This window comes from Brevibacillus choshinensis, from assembly GCF_016811915.1.
Taxonomy (GTDB): domain Bacteria; phylum Bacillota; class Bacilli; order Brevibacillales; family Brevibacillaceae; genus Brevibacillus; species Brevibacillus choshinensis_A.
In genome coordinates this window covers 1,176,946-1,193,168 of the sequence record NZ_CP069127.1, presented here as the reverse complement: position 1 = coordinate 1,193,168, position 16,223 = coordinate 1,176,946, and the positions used below count along the sequence as shown (strand labels likewise).

At 52.7% G+C, this 16,223-nt stretch carries 16 protein-coding genes and 1 pseudogene; 1 reads left to right on the top strand and 16 read right to left on the bottom strand.

Annotated features, from left to right (window positions below; translation table 11 throughout):
- Window positions 1–9: 9 nt before the first annotated feature.
- The 7 genes from JNE38_RS06390 to JNE38_RS06360 form a co-directional block, all read right to left on the bottom strand.
- Window positions 10–471, bottom strand: coding sequence for a tripartite tricarboxylate transporter TctB family protein (locus JNE38_RS06390; protein ID WP_203355772.1), 462 nt, complete (start codon window positions 469–471; stop codon window positions 10–12).
- 79 nt (window positions 472–550) lie between these two features.
- Window positions 551–1,588 (bottom strand): tripartite tricarboxylate transporter substrate binding protein, encoded by a 1,038-nt coding sequence (locus JNE38_RS06385; RefSeq protein WP_203355771.1) that lies wholly within the window; start codon window positions 1,586–1,588, stop codon window positions 551–553.
- A gap of 195 nt (window positions 1,589–1,783) precedes the next feature.
- Window positions 1,784–2,851 (bottom strand): AbrB family transcriptional regulator, encoded by a 1,068-nt coding sequence (locus JNE38_RS06380; RefSeq protein WP_203355770.1) that lies wholly within the window; start codon window positions 2,849–2,851, stop codon window positions 1,784–1,786.
- A gap of 173 nt (window positions 2,852–3,024) precedes the next feature.
- On the bottom strand, window positions 3,025–3,897 hold the full coding sequence (locus tag JNE38_RS06375) for a LysR family transcriptional regulator (RefSeq protein WP_203355769.1): 873 nt from the start codon (window positions 3,895–3,897) through the stop codon (window positions 3,025–3,027).
- Between the two features lie 3 nt (window positions 3,898–3,900).
- A complete protein-coding gene (locus JNE38_RS06370) occupies window positions 3,901–4,602 on the bottom strand; it encodes a TerC family protein (protein WP_203355768.1) in 702 nt (233 codons plus the stop codon).
- A 220-nt stretch (window positions 4,603–4,822) separates the two neighbouring features.
- Window positions 4,823–5,236 carry a VOC family protein gene (locus JNE38_RS06365; protein WP_203355767.1) on the bottom strand — a complete coding sequence of 138 codons (414 nt, stop codon included), beginning with the start codon at window positions 5,234–5,236 and terminating at the stop codon, window positions 4,823–4,825.
- A gap of 147 nt (window positions 5,237–5,383) precedes the next feature.
- Window positions 5,384–5,692: a hypothetical protein gene (locus JNE38_RS06360; protein ID WP_203355766.1), complete on the bottom strand. Its 309-nt coding sequence runs from the start codon at window positions 5,690–5,692 to the stop codon at window positions 5,384–5,386.
- 630 nt (window positions 5,693–6,322) lie between these two features.
- Here JNE38_RS06360 and JNE38_RS30540 point away from each other — a divergent pair.
- Window positions 6,323–6,625, top strand: a pseudogene (locus JNE38_RS30540) (exosporium protein C); the annotation flags it as partial.
- A gap of 225 nt (window positions 6,626–6,850) precedes the next feature.
- On the opposite strand, the gene JNE38_RS06355 reads toward JNE38_RS30540, so the two are convergent.
- The 9 genes from JNE38_RS06355 to JNE38_RS06315 all read right to left on the bottom strand — a co-directional run bounded on the left by JNE38_RS06355 (window position 6,851) and on the right by JNE38_RS06315 (window position 16,215).
- A complete protein-coding gene (locus JNE38_RS06355) occupies window positions 6,851–8,176 on the bottom strand; it encodes an MFS transporter (protein WP_203355765.1) in 1,326 nt (441 codons plus the stop codon).
- A 153-nt stretch (window positions 8,177–8,329) separates the two neighbouring features.
- On the bottom strand, window positions 8,330–10,489 hold the full coding sequence (locus tag JNE38_RS06350) for an acetate--CoA ligase family protein (protein ID WP_203355764.1): 2,160 nt from the start codon (window positions 10,487–10,489) through the stop codon (window positions 8,330–8,332).
- Window positions 10,490–10,526: 37 nt separating this feature from the next.
- Window positions 10,527–10,925, bottom strand: a complete 399-nt coding sequence (locus tag JNE38_RS06345; RefSeq protein WP_203355763.1) for a Zn-ribbon domain-containing OB-fold protein — start codon at window positions 10,923–10,925, stop codon at window positions 10,527–10,529.
- A gap of 1 nt (window position 10,926) precedes the next feature.
- On the bottom strand, window positions 10,927–12,078 hold the full coding sequence (locus JNE38_RS06340; RefSeq protein WP_238933574.1) for an acetyl-CoA acetyltransferase: 1,152 nt from the start codon (window positions 12,076–12,078) through the stop codon (window positions 10,927–10,929).
- A gap of 9 nt (window positions 12,079–12,087) precedes the next feature.
- Window positions 12,088–13,332 (bottom strand): MFS transporter, encoded by a 1,245-nt coding sequence (locus JNE38_RS06335; protein WP_343071542.1) that lies wholly within the window; start codon window positions 13,330–13,332, stop codon window positions 12,088–12,090.
- A 28-nt stretch (window positions 13,333–13,360) separates the two neighbouring features.
- Window positions 13,361–13,786: a MaoC/PaaZ C-terminal domain-containing protein gene (locus tag JNE38_RS06330; RefSeq protein WP_203355760.1), complete on the bottom strand. Its 426-nt coding sequence runs from the start codon at window positions 13,784–13,786 to the stop codon at window positions 13,361–13,363.
- A gap of 27 nt (window positions 13,787–13,813) precedes the next feature.
- Entirely contained in the window at window positions 13,814–14,236 is a 423-nt protein-coding gene (locus tag JNE38_RS06325; protein ID WP_203355759.1) for a MaoC family dehydratase N-terminal domain-containing protein, read from the bottom strand.
- Window positions 14,237–14,270: 34 nt separating this feature from the next.
- Window positions 14,271–15,437, bottom strand: coding sequence for an acyl-CoA dehydrogenase family protein (locus tag JNE38_RS06320; RefSeq protein WP_203355758.1), 1,167 nt, complete (start codon window positions 15,435–15,437; stop codon window positions 14,271–14,273).
- Between the two features lie 19 nt (window positions 15,438–15,456).
- The gene (locus tag JNE38_RS06315) at window positions 15,457–16,215 is read right to left on the bottom strand and encodes a beta-ketoacyl-ACP reductase (RefSeq protein ID WP_203355757.1); all 759 of its coding nucleotides are present in this window, start codon (window positions 16,213–16,215) and stop codon (window positions 15,457–15,459) included.
- Window positions 16,216–16,223 lie beyond the last annotated feature (8 nt).

The window sequence follows — 16,223 nt, the reverse complement described above, 5'->3', positions numbered from 1 at the left end:
ATCCACCTCCTAAAAGCCTAACCATGTTGGTAAACCAGGCAAAGTACCATCGAGAACGTTCACGTACAAGAAGTAGATGCCGAAGGAAAACGCGCCGGAAATGAGGAGTGTCGAGAGCCATTTTCCTTTCGACATCGTCTGGAATCCTACCAGCAGGAACAGGAAGGTACTCACCACGTAACCGATTTCCTCCATAAGAAGCACGTAGAGGAGGGCGGCTCCGAGGATGATGAGGAATCGCTTGTAATCCAGCGCTTGCCCTTCCTTTTTCTCCTCCTGCTTGTACTTGAACGTCTCGTAAAACAATCGCAGGCTCAGCAGAACCAAGAGAGAGCCGAGTCCCATCGGAAAGATATTCGGTCCGACATTGCTGCCGTATGCACTTGAGGAAATGTTTTGGCTGCCAATCAGAAACGCTGCTCCCAAAACGAGAAACAGCAAGCTGGCATATCGGTCAAATGTTTTGCTCACGTATGCTCCTCCCCTTCAAACAAGGATTCAGGAATGGAGGAGGAGAAGAATCGCTTCTTCTCCATCCCTCGACGCCTTTTTACTTCGCCATATTGAGCAAGCCCAAGATTTCTTTGAACATTTTTTCTTGCTCACCCAGATAAGTCTTGAAGTCTGCTCCGTTTTTGTAGCCGTCATCCCAGCCGTTTGTTTCCAGCTCAGCTTTCCACTCAGGTGTCTGGGTCATGGCTTTCAATTTTTCTTCCCAGTAAGCCACAGCTTCTGGAGACATTTCTTTTGGCCCAAACACGCCGCGCCAGTTGATCAATTCGGTGTCGTAACCAGCTTCTTTATAGGTTGGAATGTCCTTGAATGTGCCTTTCAGGCGCTCAGGGGAAGATACGCCCAAGATTTTCACTTTACCGGATTTCACATACTCACCGGCACCGGATACGTCTGTAGCCAGTACGTCAGCATTTCCGCCCAGAAGCGCTGCGATCGCCTCACCGCCGCCATCATAGGAGATGTATTTCACGGATTTTGGATCGATGCCCGCTTTGACGGCCGGCATCAGGAAGGTCAAGTGGTCCAGCGAGCCTGGAGCAGAGCCTCCAGCTACGGTTACTTTTGTCGGATCCGCTTTGATCGCCTCCATCAGCGATTTCAGATCCTTGTATGGAGAATCTGCCGACACGACGATCGCGCCGTAGTCTTTCGTCAGCTGTGCCAACGGTGTCATATCATTGTAGGAATGAGGGCTGTTTCCTTCTTTTTTCAGGTTGTTGATGATGATCGGCGTGGAAGGAAGCAGAAGCTTGTAGTTGTTTTTCTTGTCCTGCGTCACGAAGTCAGCCAAACCTACTGCCTGTCCGCCACCTGGTTTGTTTTCTACGGTGATCGTCTTCTCTACCAGCTTGGTTGCCGACATTACTTTTGAAACGGATCGTGCCGTTTTATCCAAGCCGCCACCTGCACCCGACGGAGCTGTGATCACGATTGGTTTTTCCGGATAGGTCGAAGCCGCTTTCTCTCCCCCCGCTGCTTGATTACCGCCGCCCCCACAGGCTGCCAGGCTCAATGCCATCGCCGTCGTGAGAAGCACACCGCTCCACTTCATCCATTTCTTGGTTTGTTTCATCTGTATTGCCCCCTCTGTGATAGCGTTTTCAACTAAGGTGATCATAGCACCCATTGAAAACGCTTCCTAGTTTGTTCAGATTTTTTCAATAAACGTTATTTTTATGATTGTTTTCATATTTTTCACGCCGAACAGGCCTGTTGCTCCTCCTTCGTGAGCATACAGGCCTGCTTATGGAAATAGGGGGTGACTGCATTAGGCACGTGTTTCTTGCGGGTGCTTGAACCGACGCTGCCGATTGACCCAGGTTCGTACGCCAAAGGAAAACAGAGTGAGTACAAAGAGCACGCGAAACAGCTGAAAGGCCGTAACCAGCAGCGGATCTGCCCCAATCGTCAGGGCTGTCAGACTCATCTCTGCGATTCCGCCGGGGGCAGTAGCCAGAATCATCGTCAGTACCTCCGTGCCAGTGGCATAGGCCGTACCGACTGCAAGCAGTATGACCATCACGAATAGCAGCACGGAATGCATCAGGCCAAACAGGAAGAAGCGGCGGTTTCGGGCGATATCCTCTCGCTTGAATCCGAGTCCGATGCTCACCCCGATAAAGACCTGTGCCGCCTTGACCAGAAAACCAGTCAAAACGGGATTGTTTCCCGTGAGCGAAGTATTCATCGAGATAACCGCTGTTAGCAGCAAGGCACCGAGCAAATAAGGGGCCGGTATGGAGCAGCGCGTCGCCAGCCAAGCCCCGATCGCACCCACTGCCAGAATCATCAATGTCTGACCAAACTGGAGCACATGTCCCGCTGCAGCGGTCTGCAGGGTGTCGTGATGTGGCAGCCAGGTAACGATAAATGGCGTACAAAGCACGATGATGACGGCACGGATGGAGTGGAATATCGAGATGATTTGCTGATTTCCCCCCACGGATTGCCCGATCGTCACCATTTCCGAGAGCCCTCCCGGAATATTGCTTAAGATCGCGGTAATGCTATCGACTTTGCCCACTTTGTGGAAGATCCAGGCATTGCCCAGACTGATGGCTACCGTCAAAATCGTGGCGATCAGCATCAAACCGATGTGACCTGTCATGGCGTCCCAAATCTCGGGTGTCATGCGCAGGCCAAGCGATATGCCGATCACCATCAGCCCTACCTGGCGGAACCATTTTGGGATCCACAGGTTGCGGACACCGAGAAAGGTACAAACAACCGTAGTGACCAACGCTCCGAGCAGCCAGGGAAGCGGGCTGTGCAGCACGGCAAACAGCAGTCCTCCAAGCGCTCCGAGCAACAGCGTGTAGAGCAATCGCAGCAGCATAGCGTTTCCCTCTCTTGCAATCTGACGTCAATGGAACTTCTGTGATGAGGTACCCCTAGTGTAAGGCAATCGCTCCTTCAGCAAAAATACCAAAAGGTTATCGCTGTCGATTCCCTGGGCGAATATCGGAACTAGAAAAAACCTGCTGTCGCAGCAGGTTTTTCCTTCCCCGTTCACTTGGGGACTTGTATATCGATCTGTTCCATGAATTGCACAAACGCTTTGACCATCTGAAGCTCGAGCGAGTCGGCATGATAAAACATCCACGTCTTTCGTTTGATCGGCTCCCCGGCTTTGGTGGTCAGAGGGACGATGTACAAATCGTCCTTGCCATTCAACACGACTCGCGGCAGGATCGCATACCCCAGCCCGCTCGCAACCATTTCACTGCAGGTATCCGCCTTGTCGATCTCCATGCCAATCAGCGGCGGCTGGGAATAATGCTCCGTCCACCAGTTGTCGACCAGCGCCCGCAGCATCGGGTCTGTCCCATAATCAATCCGCGGCAAGCTCGGAAGCTCTTCGATGTTGATCGGATCTCGGGAAACGACACAGACTGATTCCTCGAACAGCAGCTGCTTTTGGTCCGTCCAGTTGTAATTGCCGCGGACGAAGCCGACATGCACGTCCTGATTGTACACGGACTTGTACACGTCTTTGCTCCATCCCGTGATCACCTTGTACTCGACGTTCGGGTATGCTTCCTTAAACTGCTTGAGGATCATGGGAAGCTTGTAGCGCGCGAAGTAATTGGAAACCCCCAGCCTCAATGTTCCATTTACCTCGTCTCCCATATTCAATACATGCTCCTTGATACTGCGCAGCCGCATGAGCATTTCATCCGCGCATTTGGCCAAATATTCGCCTTGGGGAGTGAACTGTACGCCCCTGCTTCCGCGCTGCACAATCTGCACGCCAAACTCTTTTTCGATCTGGCGCAAGCGTTTGGTCAGCGCAGGCTGGGAAATGTACAAAGCCTCTGCCGTCTTGGTGATATTCTGCTCCAGAAACAGCGTTTGCAGGATCTGCCAATCGCGAAACTCCATCGATTACAGCGTCTCCGCGTGATCTTGTCCGACTTGATTTGCTTTTTCCTTTTCCGCTTTGCGCTTGAGGTAGTTCCCTACGGCGATGACCACCAATGCCAATGCTACCGGCAAAATGATATGCAGCGCAGGCATGGTTTCTTCGATAAAGCCGCTGACCAGCTTGTCTCCCACGATCATTTCACCAGCCGTATACCCGAGCAGCGCAGCTCCCAAAAGCACGATGATCGGAAAACGATTCATCAGCTTCATCAACAACTGGCTTCCCCAAATGATCAATGGAATACTGATCGCCAGACCGATGAGCACCAGGAGCATATTGCCGTTTGCAGCACCCGCTACCGCAATGACGTTGTCGAGGCTCATGATCAGGTCCGCAAAAATAATGGTTTTCAACGCTTCCATCATGTTCGAGCCGCCGCCGATATGGCTGTCTTCATCCTCGCCCTTCAGCAGTTTGACAGCGATCCAGATGAGCAAGAGCCCACCGACGACCTGAACGAATGGAATTTTCAACAGATAAATGGCGATAAAGGTAAGAATGACCCGAAGTGCGATGGCCCCAAAGCTTCCCCAGAAGACTGCCTTCTTTTGCAATTCCGGGCTCAAGTTTCGACAAGCGAGAGCGATTACGACCGCATTGTCACCACTCAGTACGATGTTCACAACTATAATCTGCAAGAGACTCAGTAAAAATTCTGTCATGATAGCTCCCTCCTAAACAATAATCATAGTGTCAATAATAGACCTTTCTTGCTCGAAACGCAGTATTAAATTCATTACTTGCATAAATTTTATTGGAAAAATTGCGTGATTGGGCTTGAAAAAAGCCCTCTGGATCAGAGGGCATTCCTTTTGCGGGAAGCAGCTGCTGTGGAGAGAAGCCTGAGGTTTATTTCAAGAAGCTCGTGTAATTCGCAGCCCTCTATGAATTCGCCGCTTCATCCTCTGCCGACGGCCAGCCACCCCACAGATGATTGAGATGGCCGTCGGGGTCACGCAGCTGAAAGCTGTAGCCGCCGCCTTTTTTGTAGAACATCTCGCTCAGCTCATAGCCTTTTTCCGCCAGCTCTTGATAGACGGCATGGATATTTTCGACTTGCAGCGAAATGATCGGCTGCAGTTGTCCTTCCCTATTGCGAAAATCGAGATTTGGGACATTGTCGGTGTGGACCAGGCCGAGGCCCACCCCGCCGACGTTCATCCATGCTTCGTTGTCTCCCGGTTTAAAGTCAAACGTAAATGGAATGCCAAGTACTTCTCGATACCACTTTACCGATACTTCCACATCTCTTACAGGTAGTTGTACAACTGCAAAATTGGTGATGTTGACTGCCATCGTTTCCACTCCTTCAAATGTTTTCCATTTCATCTTATCATTTGGGAATCTCTTTCTTGTAGATAAATCGGGAAACTAGAAAACGATACATGCGAAAAGCAGGCCCCCATCCCAAAGAGAGCCTGCTTTTCTTGTGTCGCCAGTTTTCTACACTGACTTCATATACCGATACATCGCGTAATCTGTCCGCACCTTCCGTATGGCTAACCAGACTGGCAAGCCTCGCGCTACCCAGCGAAGCGCTGACAGGATATTTTGTTCGTCTTCGAACTGCTCGACGATGACAACCGTTTTTTCATTGATATAATGCTGAAGCTCGTCCCAGCCCATTTCCGAGTAGACATCGCGCCCGTACGTTTTCAAATCCAGGAAGTCCTGGCGCTTCGGTTCTTTGATTTGCATGAGGCGACTGATGGCTCTCGCGCAATCGGGGTGTATGGAATGGTGAGATGACATGCGATTTTTCCCTTCTTTCCTTGCCTGAGTGCCTAAAAGTCCCTCTCTACTGTTCGTGATGCTGGTGACTCATTCCTTCTCAAATAGCGAATCCCCAGGTGGAAACTCCCCCCTGTTTCAGGAAAACAGGGAAGCTTCGATAGAGACACCCAACGAACTGTCCAGGAATATGATGCTTGTAGATTAGGAAGGAGTGAAAAGGGAATGGTGTATCCAGCTCAGGCTCCAACATCTCCACCTCCAAGCTTCATCCCACCAAGACCATCTTACATCCCCCCGCAACCATCAACCTATCTAGTCGATTGTTTGTACGAAAACACTTATGTTTGGCTGGTAAATGGAGAACAATTCTGGTTTTATCCAACTAGCGTCGAGTACAATGGGGTTTCTGGCTATCGGTGGAATGGCCGGTACTGGATGTTTTATGGTATTGATCCAAGGTTTATCGAAGCTGTTGTGTGCTACCCGACTCCTACCCTTTATTAAGGTGCAGGAGTTTTACATAATTTCCGTTTTGTTGGCAGCAATCTTGACTCATTTCAAATGACGTTTGCAAATACCGTAGTCATGTCCTTTCCTCCTTACACATCATGTTAAGCTGAATGCTGCAAGCTTGATCAGTAGGCATTTCGGAGTTCTCGACCTAATCGGGTTGAATTAGTAGCAACGGTTGGCGTCCGGGGGGTTACAGGTATTGCTCAAATCCTCTTTAGGATCTTCCGTGATGGTAAAGAGATTTTCAATACACTGCAAGGTATTGAATCAACTGGTTCAGAACAAAACTATTCCGTCACATTTCAGGCAATCGATAATAATGTGAAATCAGGAAGCCATATTTACACTGTAACCGCAGAAAATCGTACTGCGAATACTAGAGCAGATCTTGTTGGTCCAGTTTCTTTTAGTGGACTGGCCGTTAAAACTAGAACTTAGATTCACGGATTTCAGCACCTGAAGAAGGTGCTCTTTTTTTCTATTTCGTAACGGCTGAAAGCATGAGTATTTCATTACCGTCTTGCCTCATCTTACTTTTACCGCCGAGCAATCTGTAAAAGGAATGCTAACAAACAATTCACCAGGACAGGCTGTTGAGACGAGGAAAAAGCCCATTACCAACAGGCACTGGGCTCTTTCCCACTCTTTCCCCTAGCGAGTATGCTACTGAACGGTCGTGACTGGATTCGTCCCGGTTTTCCGGCGAAGCCAAGGGCCATTTCCTGAAATCAGGCACGGGATGTATATGATGACTCCTACCCCCAGCGCGATCCATAGCCAAGTATCCCAACCGGAACTGGCCACTACCAATGGAACGATCAGCGAAGTGAGGATCCCCGTCATTTTGGATACCAACCCGAATACCGCCCAACCAGACGATTGCAGCGAGGGATTCACATCCTCAATATTTTCCGAGAATAAAGCACACCAAGGTCCGTAGCAGATACCGATCAGGCCGCCCAGAATGGATGTATAGATGATCATCGCGCCGTCTGAAACTTCTTTGCCGAACAGAGAGATAAAGAACACCATATAGAGGGCAAACAGGATGCAACCGGTCAAGGAAACGATTTTGCGCAGCTGCAGACGGTCAGAAATCCAGCCGGCGATGAGCAGCGTCCCAAGATTGAACAGCCAGAAATACTTGGCGATACCTGCCGCTTCGTGCGCCTCGTAGCCGAATGCGTCGACGAGCATCTTGGGCCCGAAGGAAGCTATCGTAAGGTAGGTGAGCAGGAAAAGGGAAACACCGATGGCGAGCGTCCAGATGTGGGGAACGGCCAAGATATCGCGCATTTTCGGTTTGACGACAGCCTGTTTTTCGCCTGCGGCTTTCTTATTCAGCTCCTCCTCGTTCTCAATAACGTGGGAACGCAGCTTCGGAGAAAGATCTCGAATACAAAACATGATGACGATCGCAGAAACCGCTGCTATCGTTCCGCCAATGATAAACTGCGACTGCCACGTCTGATAGATCGGCAAAGTCCAACCTGCCATCGCGGCGGCAAAAAAGTTGGAGCCAACCGGACCAAACGTCCAAAAACCAAATGCCAGCGCCCGACCCAGCCGTGGCGAGAAGTCACGTACCAGGCCTGCTGTCGTTCCCAGAGCCAGACCATCGACGAATGCGAGCAAAATGCGCAAGAGCAAAAGCCCGGAAAGCGAGCTGACCAAAGCCATGCAATACACACAAACAGCGGTGAGGAACAACCCGGGTACCAGAAAGCGAACTCGACCGTATTTGTCTGACAAAGGGGCGACGATCAGTCCCGAAATGGCGGAGGCAATGACGGAGATCGCGGAAACGACACCGTACTGGGCAAGCGTAATGTCCAAATCATTTAACAAGAGCGGCAGGACCGGCGCGATCTGAGCCTCGTAGGATGCGATAAAATTGGCCAGAATGGCAATAAACAATAACCAGATCCTTTTTCCTCCGACTGGATATTCCGTGAGTTCCCGGGACAGTAATCCCGTGCTTTTTGGCATTTTTCGTCGCCTCCTTAGTGTAAAGCGCTTACATAACCAAAGAAAAAGAGCAAACTCAAGCGAAACGCACCGAGTCACAAGCGCTGCATTTTGTAGGTGATGGCGTCCAGCAGACCCTGATCCAGACCCGGCTGAACGCCACGAAAAGGAATGTTATGGGGAGACGACTCTATCCGTTTGTTTCCACTTCATCAAGGCGTCGAGTGCCTCTACTTGCCCGCCATGCACCCACAGCGGATTGATTTCCAGCTCCTGCAGGCTTTGCTTTGCAGAGTACGCCAGCTGGCTGACTTTGTAGATGGCATCCGTTACCTTCTCCAGATCGGCGGCGACTCGCCCACGCGTTCCTTTCAGCAAAGGAAGGCCGCGCAGCTCTTCCAGCATCGTCATGATCTCATCACGCTCGACCGGCAGCACACGCAGGCTGGAATCCTTGAACACCTCGACGAAGACGCCGCCTATTCCTACCGCCAATACCTGGCCCCACAGCGGGTCATTGACAATCCCCACCAATAGCTCTGTTCCCGCTGGACGCATCGGGCTGACGAGAATGCCTTCGATCCGGCTGCCTGGCGCTCGTTTTTGCACATTCGCCAGTATCTCCTGATAGGCATCCGCTACCTCTGCCTCCGAAGCCAGTCCCAGCTTCACGCCGCCGATGTCGCTTTTATGAGCGATATCCTCCGATTGGATTTTCATCGCAACCGGATAGCCTACCTGCTCGGCTGCCGCGATTGCTTCATCCAGCTTTGCAGCGAGCAAGCCTGGAACAACAGGTACCCCATGCTCCTCCAAAAACTTTCGCGCCTGGTACTCGGACCATTCGCCGCCTGCTACATCAATGGACAGCTCAGCTACAGGTTGGGCTTTCTTTGCCGCAGAAACTTTATTCGCACGATACTTCTCGTTCCACCAGACCGCTTTGCCGAGCGCTGTGAGTCCATGCTCCATACCTCCCACGAAATGGAGGCCGTACTTATCTGCCACCTTCTGCCCGAATGGCGTCATCTCCAGCGACGTGTTCATCACCAGGATGATCGGGCATGCGGCGTTATTCACGATTTTGGACAGCTCTTCGTACTGCTCGTAGACAGGAGCTACGTCCTCCGGCTCCACCCTGGGCGGGTCTACCAATGAGATGATGAAATCGAGCTCAGGGTCCTTGGAGACTGCCGCCAATGCCCGCCGCATCAAGGTTCGGTCGACCACGACATACCCCGTCACATCAAGCGGATTGTGCACAGTGGAAAAGCTGGGGACGATCTCTTTGAGTGCCTGCACCGTCTGCGGGGAGAACTCCGGCAGCTCGATTTTCTCATCCGCTGAGCGGTCTGACAGGATGTCGCACGCTCCTCCAGATGGTGTGACGACGCCCATTCTACGACCATACAAAGGCGGGGTGTACCCCAGAAGCCCTGCGGTCGTGAGCAGATCCTCCAGTGAATTGACGCGAATGACGCCGAGCTGACGGAACGCCGCGTCATTGACCGCATCATCCCCGACCAGTGCACCGGTGTGCGCCATCGCGGTATGTGCGCTCTTTTCACTGCGCCCGATCTTGAGGGCGACGATCGGTTTGCCGTACTGCAGCGCTTTTTTGGCTACCCGGGCAAACTCTTCGGGCTGCCTGATCGACTCCAGGAACAGAGCAATTACCTTCGTCGATTCATCCTCAATCAAGTAATCGATGATATCCGTCGCAGAAATCATCGTCTCGTTCCCCATCGCTACGAGAAAGCTCAGCCCCACGTTGCGCACCTGCGCCAGCGTCATGATCGAGCTGGCCAGCGCCCCGCTCTGCAGGACTACCCCGACCGGACCCGCTTTAAGAGGCGGTGTAATCGGCAGCCCGTACGGCGTCAAGCTCGAGGTGACGTTGACAAACCCGTTGCCATTTGGCCCCAGAATCAGCTGGTCATGCTCTTTGGCAAAGGCAAGCAGCTCCTGCTCCAGCTTTTGTCCCGCTTCTCCAAGCTCGCTAAAACCGGCCGTCAGCAGGACCAGATTGCGGATTTTTTTCGCTGCCGCTTCCTTCATCACCTGCATGATGTGACTGGAAGGGACCATGACGTAAGCCAAATCGATGGAATCCTCGATATCCAGCAGGGAGTGATACGCTTTCTGCCCATGAACGACATCCCGATTTGGGTTGACGCAGTAGATTTCACCACTAAAATTCATAATCTTCAGATTTTTATAAGTAAAAACGGACCACATCGATTTGTCTGTCGCCCCGATCAGCGCTACATTGCGCGGGTGAAAAAACTCCCGCAATCGTTCGGGTGATACGGCTACTTTTGCATTTCCACTCAATACCCACACCTCCAGTTCATTTCAACCTGATCCTTAGCTAGGCAAGCTTGAAATACGGCAACGTGAGATCGTCATCCACTCTTTCAAAGGTAACGGAAACGGGTTTACCGATGGCAATGTCCTCCCGATTTCCAATAATCCGCGACATCATCCGCACGCCCTCTGCCAGCTCGACGATCGCAACTACGTAGGGAGTCTGATCAGCGAATGGACCAAACGCCCGATGAACAACGGTATAGCTGTAGATATGTCCCTGCCCGCTCGCCTGCTTCCACGAAATTTGGTCGGAAAAGCAGTGTGGACATAAGAGCCGCGGGTAAAAAATGTGCTTGCTGCAGTCATCGCAATGCTGGATCATGAGCTCATGATTGTTCAAGCCATCCCAGTATGGTTTGGAATCGCTGTCGACCACCGGCTTTGGAATTTGGCTCGCCATGTTAATCCCTCCCCAGAATAACGGTTGATGTGGATGAGAGGACGCCGCCTGTACCGTTGACCAAAGCCAGCTTGGCATTTGGCACCTGACGCTCTCCACCTTCACCCCTGAGCTGACGAGCCGCTTCGATCAGCAAGAAGATGCCGTACATGCCCGGATGCGTATAGGAAAGCCCTCCGCCGTTGGTATTCATCGGAAACGCTCCGCCTGGTGCGGTTCGCTGACCGCTGACAAACGCCCCGCCCTCACCTGGCTCGCAGAAGCCGAGCGCTTCCAAGGTGAGCAGCACCGTGATGGTAAACGAATCGTAAATTTCTGCCACATCGATTTCATCATGGGTCACTCCCGCCATCTCAAAGGCGCGGCGACCGGATTCACGCGCTCCTGTCATCGTCAAATCAGGCATGTTGGCAATGGAATTGTGGGTATGCGTCTCCCCGTGTCCGAGAATCCAGACCGGACGTTTCTTTGCACGAGCCGCAGCCCGAGCAGACGCCACGACCACCGCTCCTCCTCCATCCGTCACCAGGCAGCAGTCCAACAGATGCAAAGGCTCTGCAATCATCCGGGATTTCAGGACATCCTCGATCTCAATCGGCTCGCGCATCATCGCTTTTTCGTTGCGCATCGCCCACTTGCGCGTAGCCACGGCGATCTCTGCCAGTTGCTCTGATGTCGTCCCGTACTGATGCATGTGCCGTATGGCAGCGAGCGCATAAGCCCCGACCGTCATCGGCAAGCCAAAGGAACGCTCATACTGCTCGGTAAGTGGAGCGAAAGGAACAGCAGCGCCTCGGGCAGGATTGGAGCGCTGGGTGCTTCCATAGGTGATCAGCGCTACATCAAACAGTCCTGCTCGAATCCCTGCCAATGCATGCCCTACGTGAGACTCAAACGACGACCCGCCAATATTCGTCCCGTCTGTGAATTTGGGCTTGATGCCCAGATACTCGCCCAGCATCAAATTGGGCGCCCATGCCCAGTTCCCTGCCGTAAAGAGTGCATCCACATCATCTTTTGTAAAACCGGCATCGTCGAGCGCCGCTTTTGCCGCCTGCGCCTGCAATTGCAGCACGTTTTTACCTGGCACCAAGCCCAGATCAGACTCAGCGACTCCGACAATGGCCGCTATACGTTCGGATTTCAAGATCACTCACCCCCACTAAACTGTTTTCTGAACGGTATTGGATTGCTGATGCGCCGACATTTTCTTCTCCCGGTATGTCCAGATCAGGAAGGCACCGACCGTCAGGAGCAACAGCCCTCCAGAGAAGAAAAACGGACTGCTCGCATGCAGCGAAAACAACCACCCGGCAATCAACGGCCCCAGTGTGCGCCCCAAGCTGCCCACCGTGTTGTAGGAGCCAAAACCGCTCCCCTGCAATGCCGACGAGATTCGCAGTGAGATGCCCGTCGTAATCGAGGGAAACGCAAGACCGCGACATAAGGAAAGGAGTGCCACCGCGCCAAACGCCCACACAAGCAACTGAGATAGCCCCAGGAGAAAGAAACCGACAGCCCCAAAGGAAAAGCCAATCACAATCGTCATCATGTCTCCGTAGCGGGTAAAGATACGGGCAAAAATGGTTGCCTGTGCGATTGCACTCACACCTGCATTCATCATGAACGCCCAGCCCGCCATCGTCTGCGTCGACTGAAGTGGGCCAGTGATGAAGTACGAGAGCGTAGAGGAAATGCTTGCGTCCGCCAATGCGATGACAAACGAACCGAACAGCAGCGGCGCAATCATTTTGTTTTTCAAGAGCAAGCCTAATCGTTTTACCCCAGCCACCCATGCATTGCCTTTATTCTCTTCCCGGCGGAAAGCTTCAGAAGACACTTCCTCAAGCTTGCTTCCCCTCGGCAAAAAACGCATCGCCAATAGTCCATTGAGAATGGAAAGCAGTCCGACGCTCACAAACGGTACCCCGATGCCAAAGATGCTGAGAAAAGCGCCAACAGGCGGTCCAAAAATAAAGCCGATACCGTTAATCGAGCCCATATAGCCCAGAATCTGTGGCCGCTCCTCAGCACTGGTCAGCTCTGTCACCAATGCCATCGATGATGGAGACACCGCAGATGCCATCACCCCTGCTAGAAACCGCAGGATCAGCAATACCGTGATATTGGGTGCAAGCGCCAGGAGTGCTGACGACAACCCATAGCCGACGATGCCCATAATCAGTACGGGGCGGCGGCCAAGCCTGTCACTCGCAGCACCCCAGAGAAAGCTTGCAAACAGGGAGGCGACAGAGAACACCGAAATCGCCAGCCCCATCTGCAGGGGCGTCGCCCCCAAGTGCTTCGATAAAAAAGGCAAGGTGGGCAAGATTACCCCAAAACCCAAACTGGTGAGAAACATGGTTGAGAGCAGTAGCCAAATGGAAGCCTTTCGCGTGAGATCCACCCTCTTTCATGCAAGACAAGAGGAATCGTCAAGCGGTCTGATAGTACGTGAGTGCCGCTTCCCCGACTGTTAAAGCTTTTCCCTCTTCCCGTTCAATCCGAACCTCCAGGCCAACGGTACGCTCTGTCTCGTTCTTGGCTACCACCTTTGCGTGGCACGTCAGCACGTCGCCTGGAAAAACCATACCGGCAAAGCGCACCTTCAAACGGCTCACAAATCCATTTGTTCCAACGATCCCGGCAGCATGCTCTGCGAGAAAGCCCATGCTCAGCATGCCGTGGGCGATCACGCCAGGAAGCCCTACCTTGCGCGCCGTCTCGTCATCCGTGTGAATCGGATTGAAGTCTCCTGAAGCTCCTGCGTATTTCACCAATTGCACTTTATCAATAGCCGTTTGAATCAATGGTTCCAGCTGCTGTCCTACCTCGATTTCGTCCCAACGAATCGACTGCATGGACTTATCCTCCCTTCCTGACCAGCCTTACAAAATAATCGTGCTTCTTCCCGTGAACACCAGATTGCCATCCAAATCCTCGCCGCGGATTTCCGTCACCAGAAAGGTCATCGCTCCCAGCTTCCCTGCGCGCTCGTACACATCGACTACCTTGCTTGAGCAGCGCAGCGACTCTCCTGCGACGATCGGCCGAACATAGCTATACTCCTGCTCGCCATGCAGAACACGCGCCGCCTTGATTTGAAGGTTGGGATTGGGTACACGGAATGTCGTCGGGAATGTAGGTGGTGCGACCAAACTGGCAAAGCCGTGCTTTTTCGCAAATTCCTCATCCGTATAGAGAGGATTGGGGTCGCCAATCGCATTGGCAAACGTCCGGATTGCCCCTTTTTCGATCTCTATCACTTTCGATTCACTTGTGGTGCCAATCACACTGCGATCAAGTACCAAAGAAGAGCCCTCCTTTCATAGAGTCGATTTGCTATTACAAGAGCTCGCCCACTTTCACATGGCCTTTGAGCAGATTGCGGGAGATCGTCCGTTTTTGAATCTCATCCGTTCCTTCAAAAATGCGCCACAAGCGAGCTTCACGATACCAGCGCTCGATTGGCAGCTCCTTGGTGTAGCCCATACCGCCGTGAATTTGCAGCACGCGGTCCACGACCTGATTGGCCATGACCGATCCGAACAGCTTGGCGATGGAGGATTGGTGACGGGCATCCATGCCGTTCTCCACCATCCATGCTGCGCGCAGAACGATCCATTTGGCAGCCTCGATCTCTACGGCGGAATCGGCAATCATCCATTGAATCGCTTGGCGTTCTGCGATCGGTTTGCCAAAGGTAACGCGCTGCTTCGAATAATCAATCCCCATTTGCAGCAGACGTTCTGCTGCCCCTACTGCACGCGCAGGAATCGCCCAGCGCCCTTGGCCGATCCATTTCATACTCAGGTTGAAGCCTTTGCCCAGTTCGCCCAGAATGTTCGCTTCCGGCACACGAACGTTTTCAAAGACGAGAGAGGCAGGTCCCCATTCGCCCATCGTCGGGATGTTTTCCGAGCGCCAGCCCATGTCGCGATCCACCAGGAAGCAGGTCACTCCGCCGTCTGCTCCTTTTTCCTTGTCCGTTACCGCGAATACCATCACGAAGTCCGCTTCATTTCCGTTCGTGATGAACGTCTTTTCCCCATTCAGCACGTACTCGTCGCCATCCTTGACCGCCGTCATGCGAATGCTGCGAGCATCCGACCCCGCTCCTGGCTCTGTGATCGCAAAGCAGGAACGACGCTCGCCATTGATCAATGGGATCAAGTATTTTTGCTTTTGCTCCTCGTTGCAGTGATACAAAATGTTATCCGCACTGCCGCCGAAATTAAAGGGGACGAAGGTTCGGCCCAGCTCCATGGTGATCAAGGCACTCATGATCGGACCGAGATTGGCTCCACCGTATTCCTCAGGCGTATTGATTCCCCAGAAGCCTGCCGCTTTCGCTTTTTGCTGCAGAGCTTTCACTTCTTCACGGGAGATCCCTGGCTTGCCTTCCCGTTCATTGCGCAGCACCTGCTGCTCGTAGGGCATGACTTCCTTTTGTACGAAATCCCGCACCGTGCGTTGTATCATGCGCTGCTCATCGGTTAATGTGAAATCCATCCTTCATTCCTCCTTTTGATTAGCGGCTGCCGCCGTTGATATAAATGACTTGGCCCGATACATAGCTCGCATCGTCACTCACCAGATACGCCACCAGATTCGCCACGTCCTCTGGCTGACCTACACGCCGCAATGGAATCCGCTGCGAAGCTAGCCGTTGGTTTTCTTCAAAATCAGCCCCTACCCGCTCAGCTGTTTGACGCGTCATGTCCGTCGCGATAAAGCCTGGAGCAACGGCATTGACGTTGATGTTAAACGGTCCGAGCTCGATCGCCAGCGTCTTCGTAAAGCCCTGCAATCCCGCTTTGGCTGCGGAATAGTTGGCCTGCCCGCGATTGCCCAATGCAGAAGTGCTGCTCGTATTGACGATTTTTCCGTAGCGCTGTTCTACCATGTACTTTTGCGCCGCACGACTGCACAGAAAGCTTCCCTTCAGATGCACATTCATGACGGTATCCCAGTCGTCATCGCTCATTTTGAAGAGCAGATTGTCCCGCAGCACGCCTGCATTGTTTACCAGAATATCGAGTCTGCCAAACTGGGCTGCCACTTTGGCAAAAGCATTTTCTACGTCTTTCGAGTCTGCCACGTTGCAGCCGATCGCTATCGCTTCACCGCCCGCTTCCTGGATTGACTGTACGGTCTCCAGGCAGGCTTCCTCTTTCAGATCGATCACACCAACCTTTGCGCCGTCCCTCGCCAGTCGTTGTGCCGTAGCCGCTCCAATGCCACGACCGGCCCCCGTCACCACCGCTACTCTGCCTGTCAACTGCCCCATTCCCAAGC

Coding starts and splice junctions, on each gene's coding strand:
- JNE38_RS06385 (WP_203355771.1), bottom strand. CDS start 1,588: ATGAAACAAACCAAGAAATGGATGAAGTGGAGCGGTGTGCTTCTCACG.
- JNE38_RS06380 (WP_203355770.1), bottom strand. CDS start 2,851: ATGCTGCTGCGATTGCTCTACACGCTGTTGCTCGGAGCGCTTGGAGGA.
- JNE38_RS06375 (WP_203355769.1), bottom strand. CDS start 3,897: ATGGAGTTTCGCGATTGGCAGATCCTGCAAACGCTGTTTCTGGAGCAG.
- JNE38_RS06370 (WP_203355768.1), bottom strand. CDS start 4,602: ATGACAGAATTTTTACTGAGTCTCTTGCAGATTATAGTTGTGAACATC.
- JNE38_RS06365 (WP_203355767.1), bottom strand. CDS start 5,236: ATGGCAGTCAACATCACCAATTTTGCAGTTGTACAACTACCTGTAAGA.
- JNE38_RS06360 (WP_203355766.1), bottom strand. CDS start 5,692: ATGTCATCTCACCATTCCATACACCCCGATTGCGCGAGAGCCATCAGT.
- JNE38_RS06355 (WP_203355765.1), bottom strand. CDS start 8,176: ATGCCAAAAAGCACGGGATTACTGTCCCGGGAACTCACGGAATATCCA.
- JNE38_RS06345 (WP_203355763.1), bottom strand. CDS start 10,925: ATGGCGAGCCAAATTCCAAAGCCGGTGGTCGACAGCGATTCCAAACCA.
- JNE38_RS06330 (WP_203355760.1), bottom strand. CDS start 13,786: ATGCAGTCGATTCGTTGGGACGAAATCGAGGTAGGACAGCAGCTGGAA.
- JNE38_RS06320 (WP_203355758.1), bottom strand. CDS start 15,437: ATGGATTTCACATTAACCGATGAGCAGCGCATGATACAACGCACGGTG.
- JNE38_RS06315 (WP_203355757.1), bottom strand. CDS start 16,215: ATGGGGCAGTTGACAGGCAGAGTAGCGGTGGTGACGGGGGCCGGTCGT.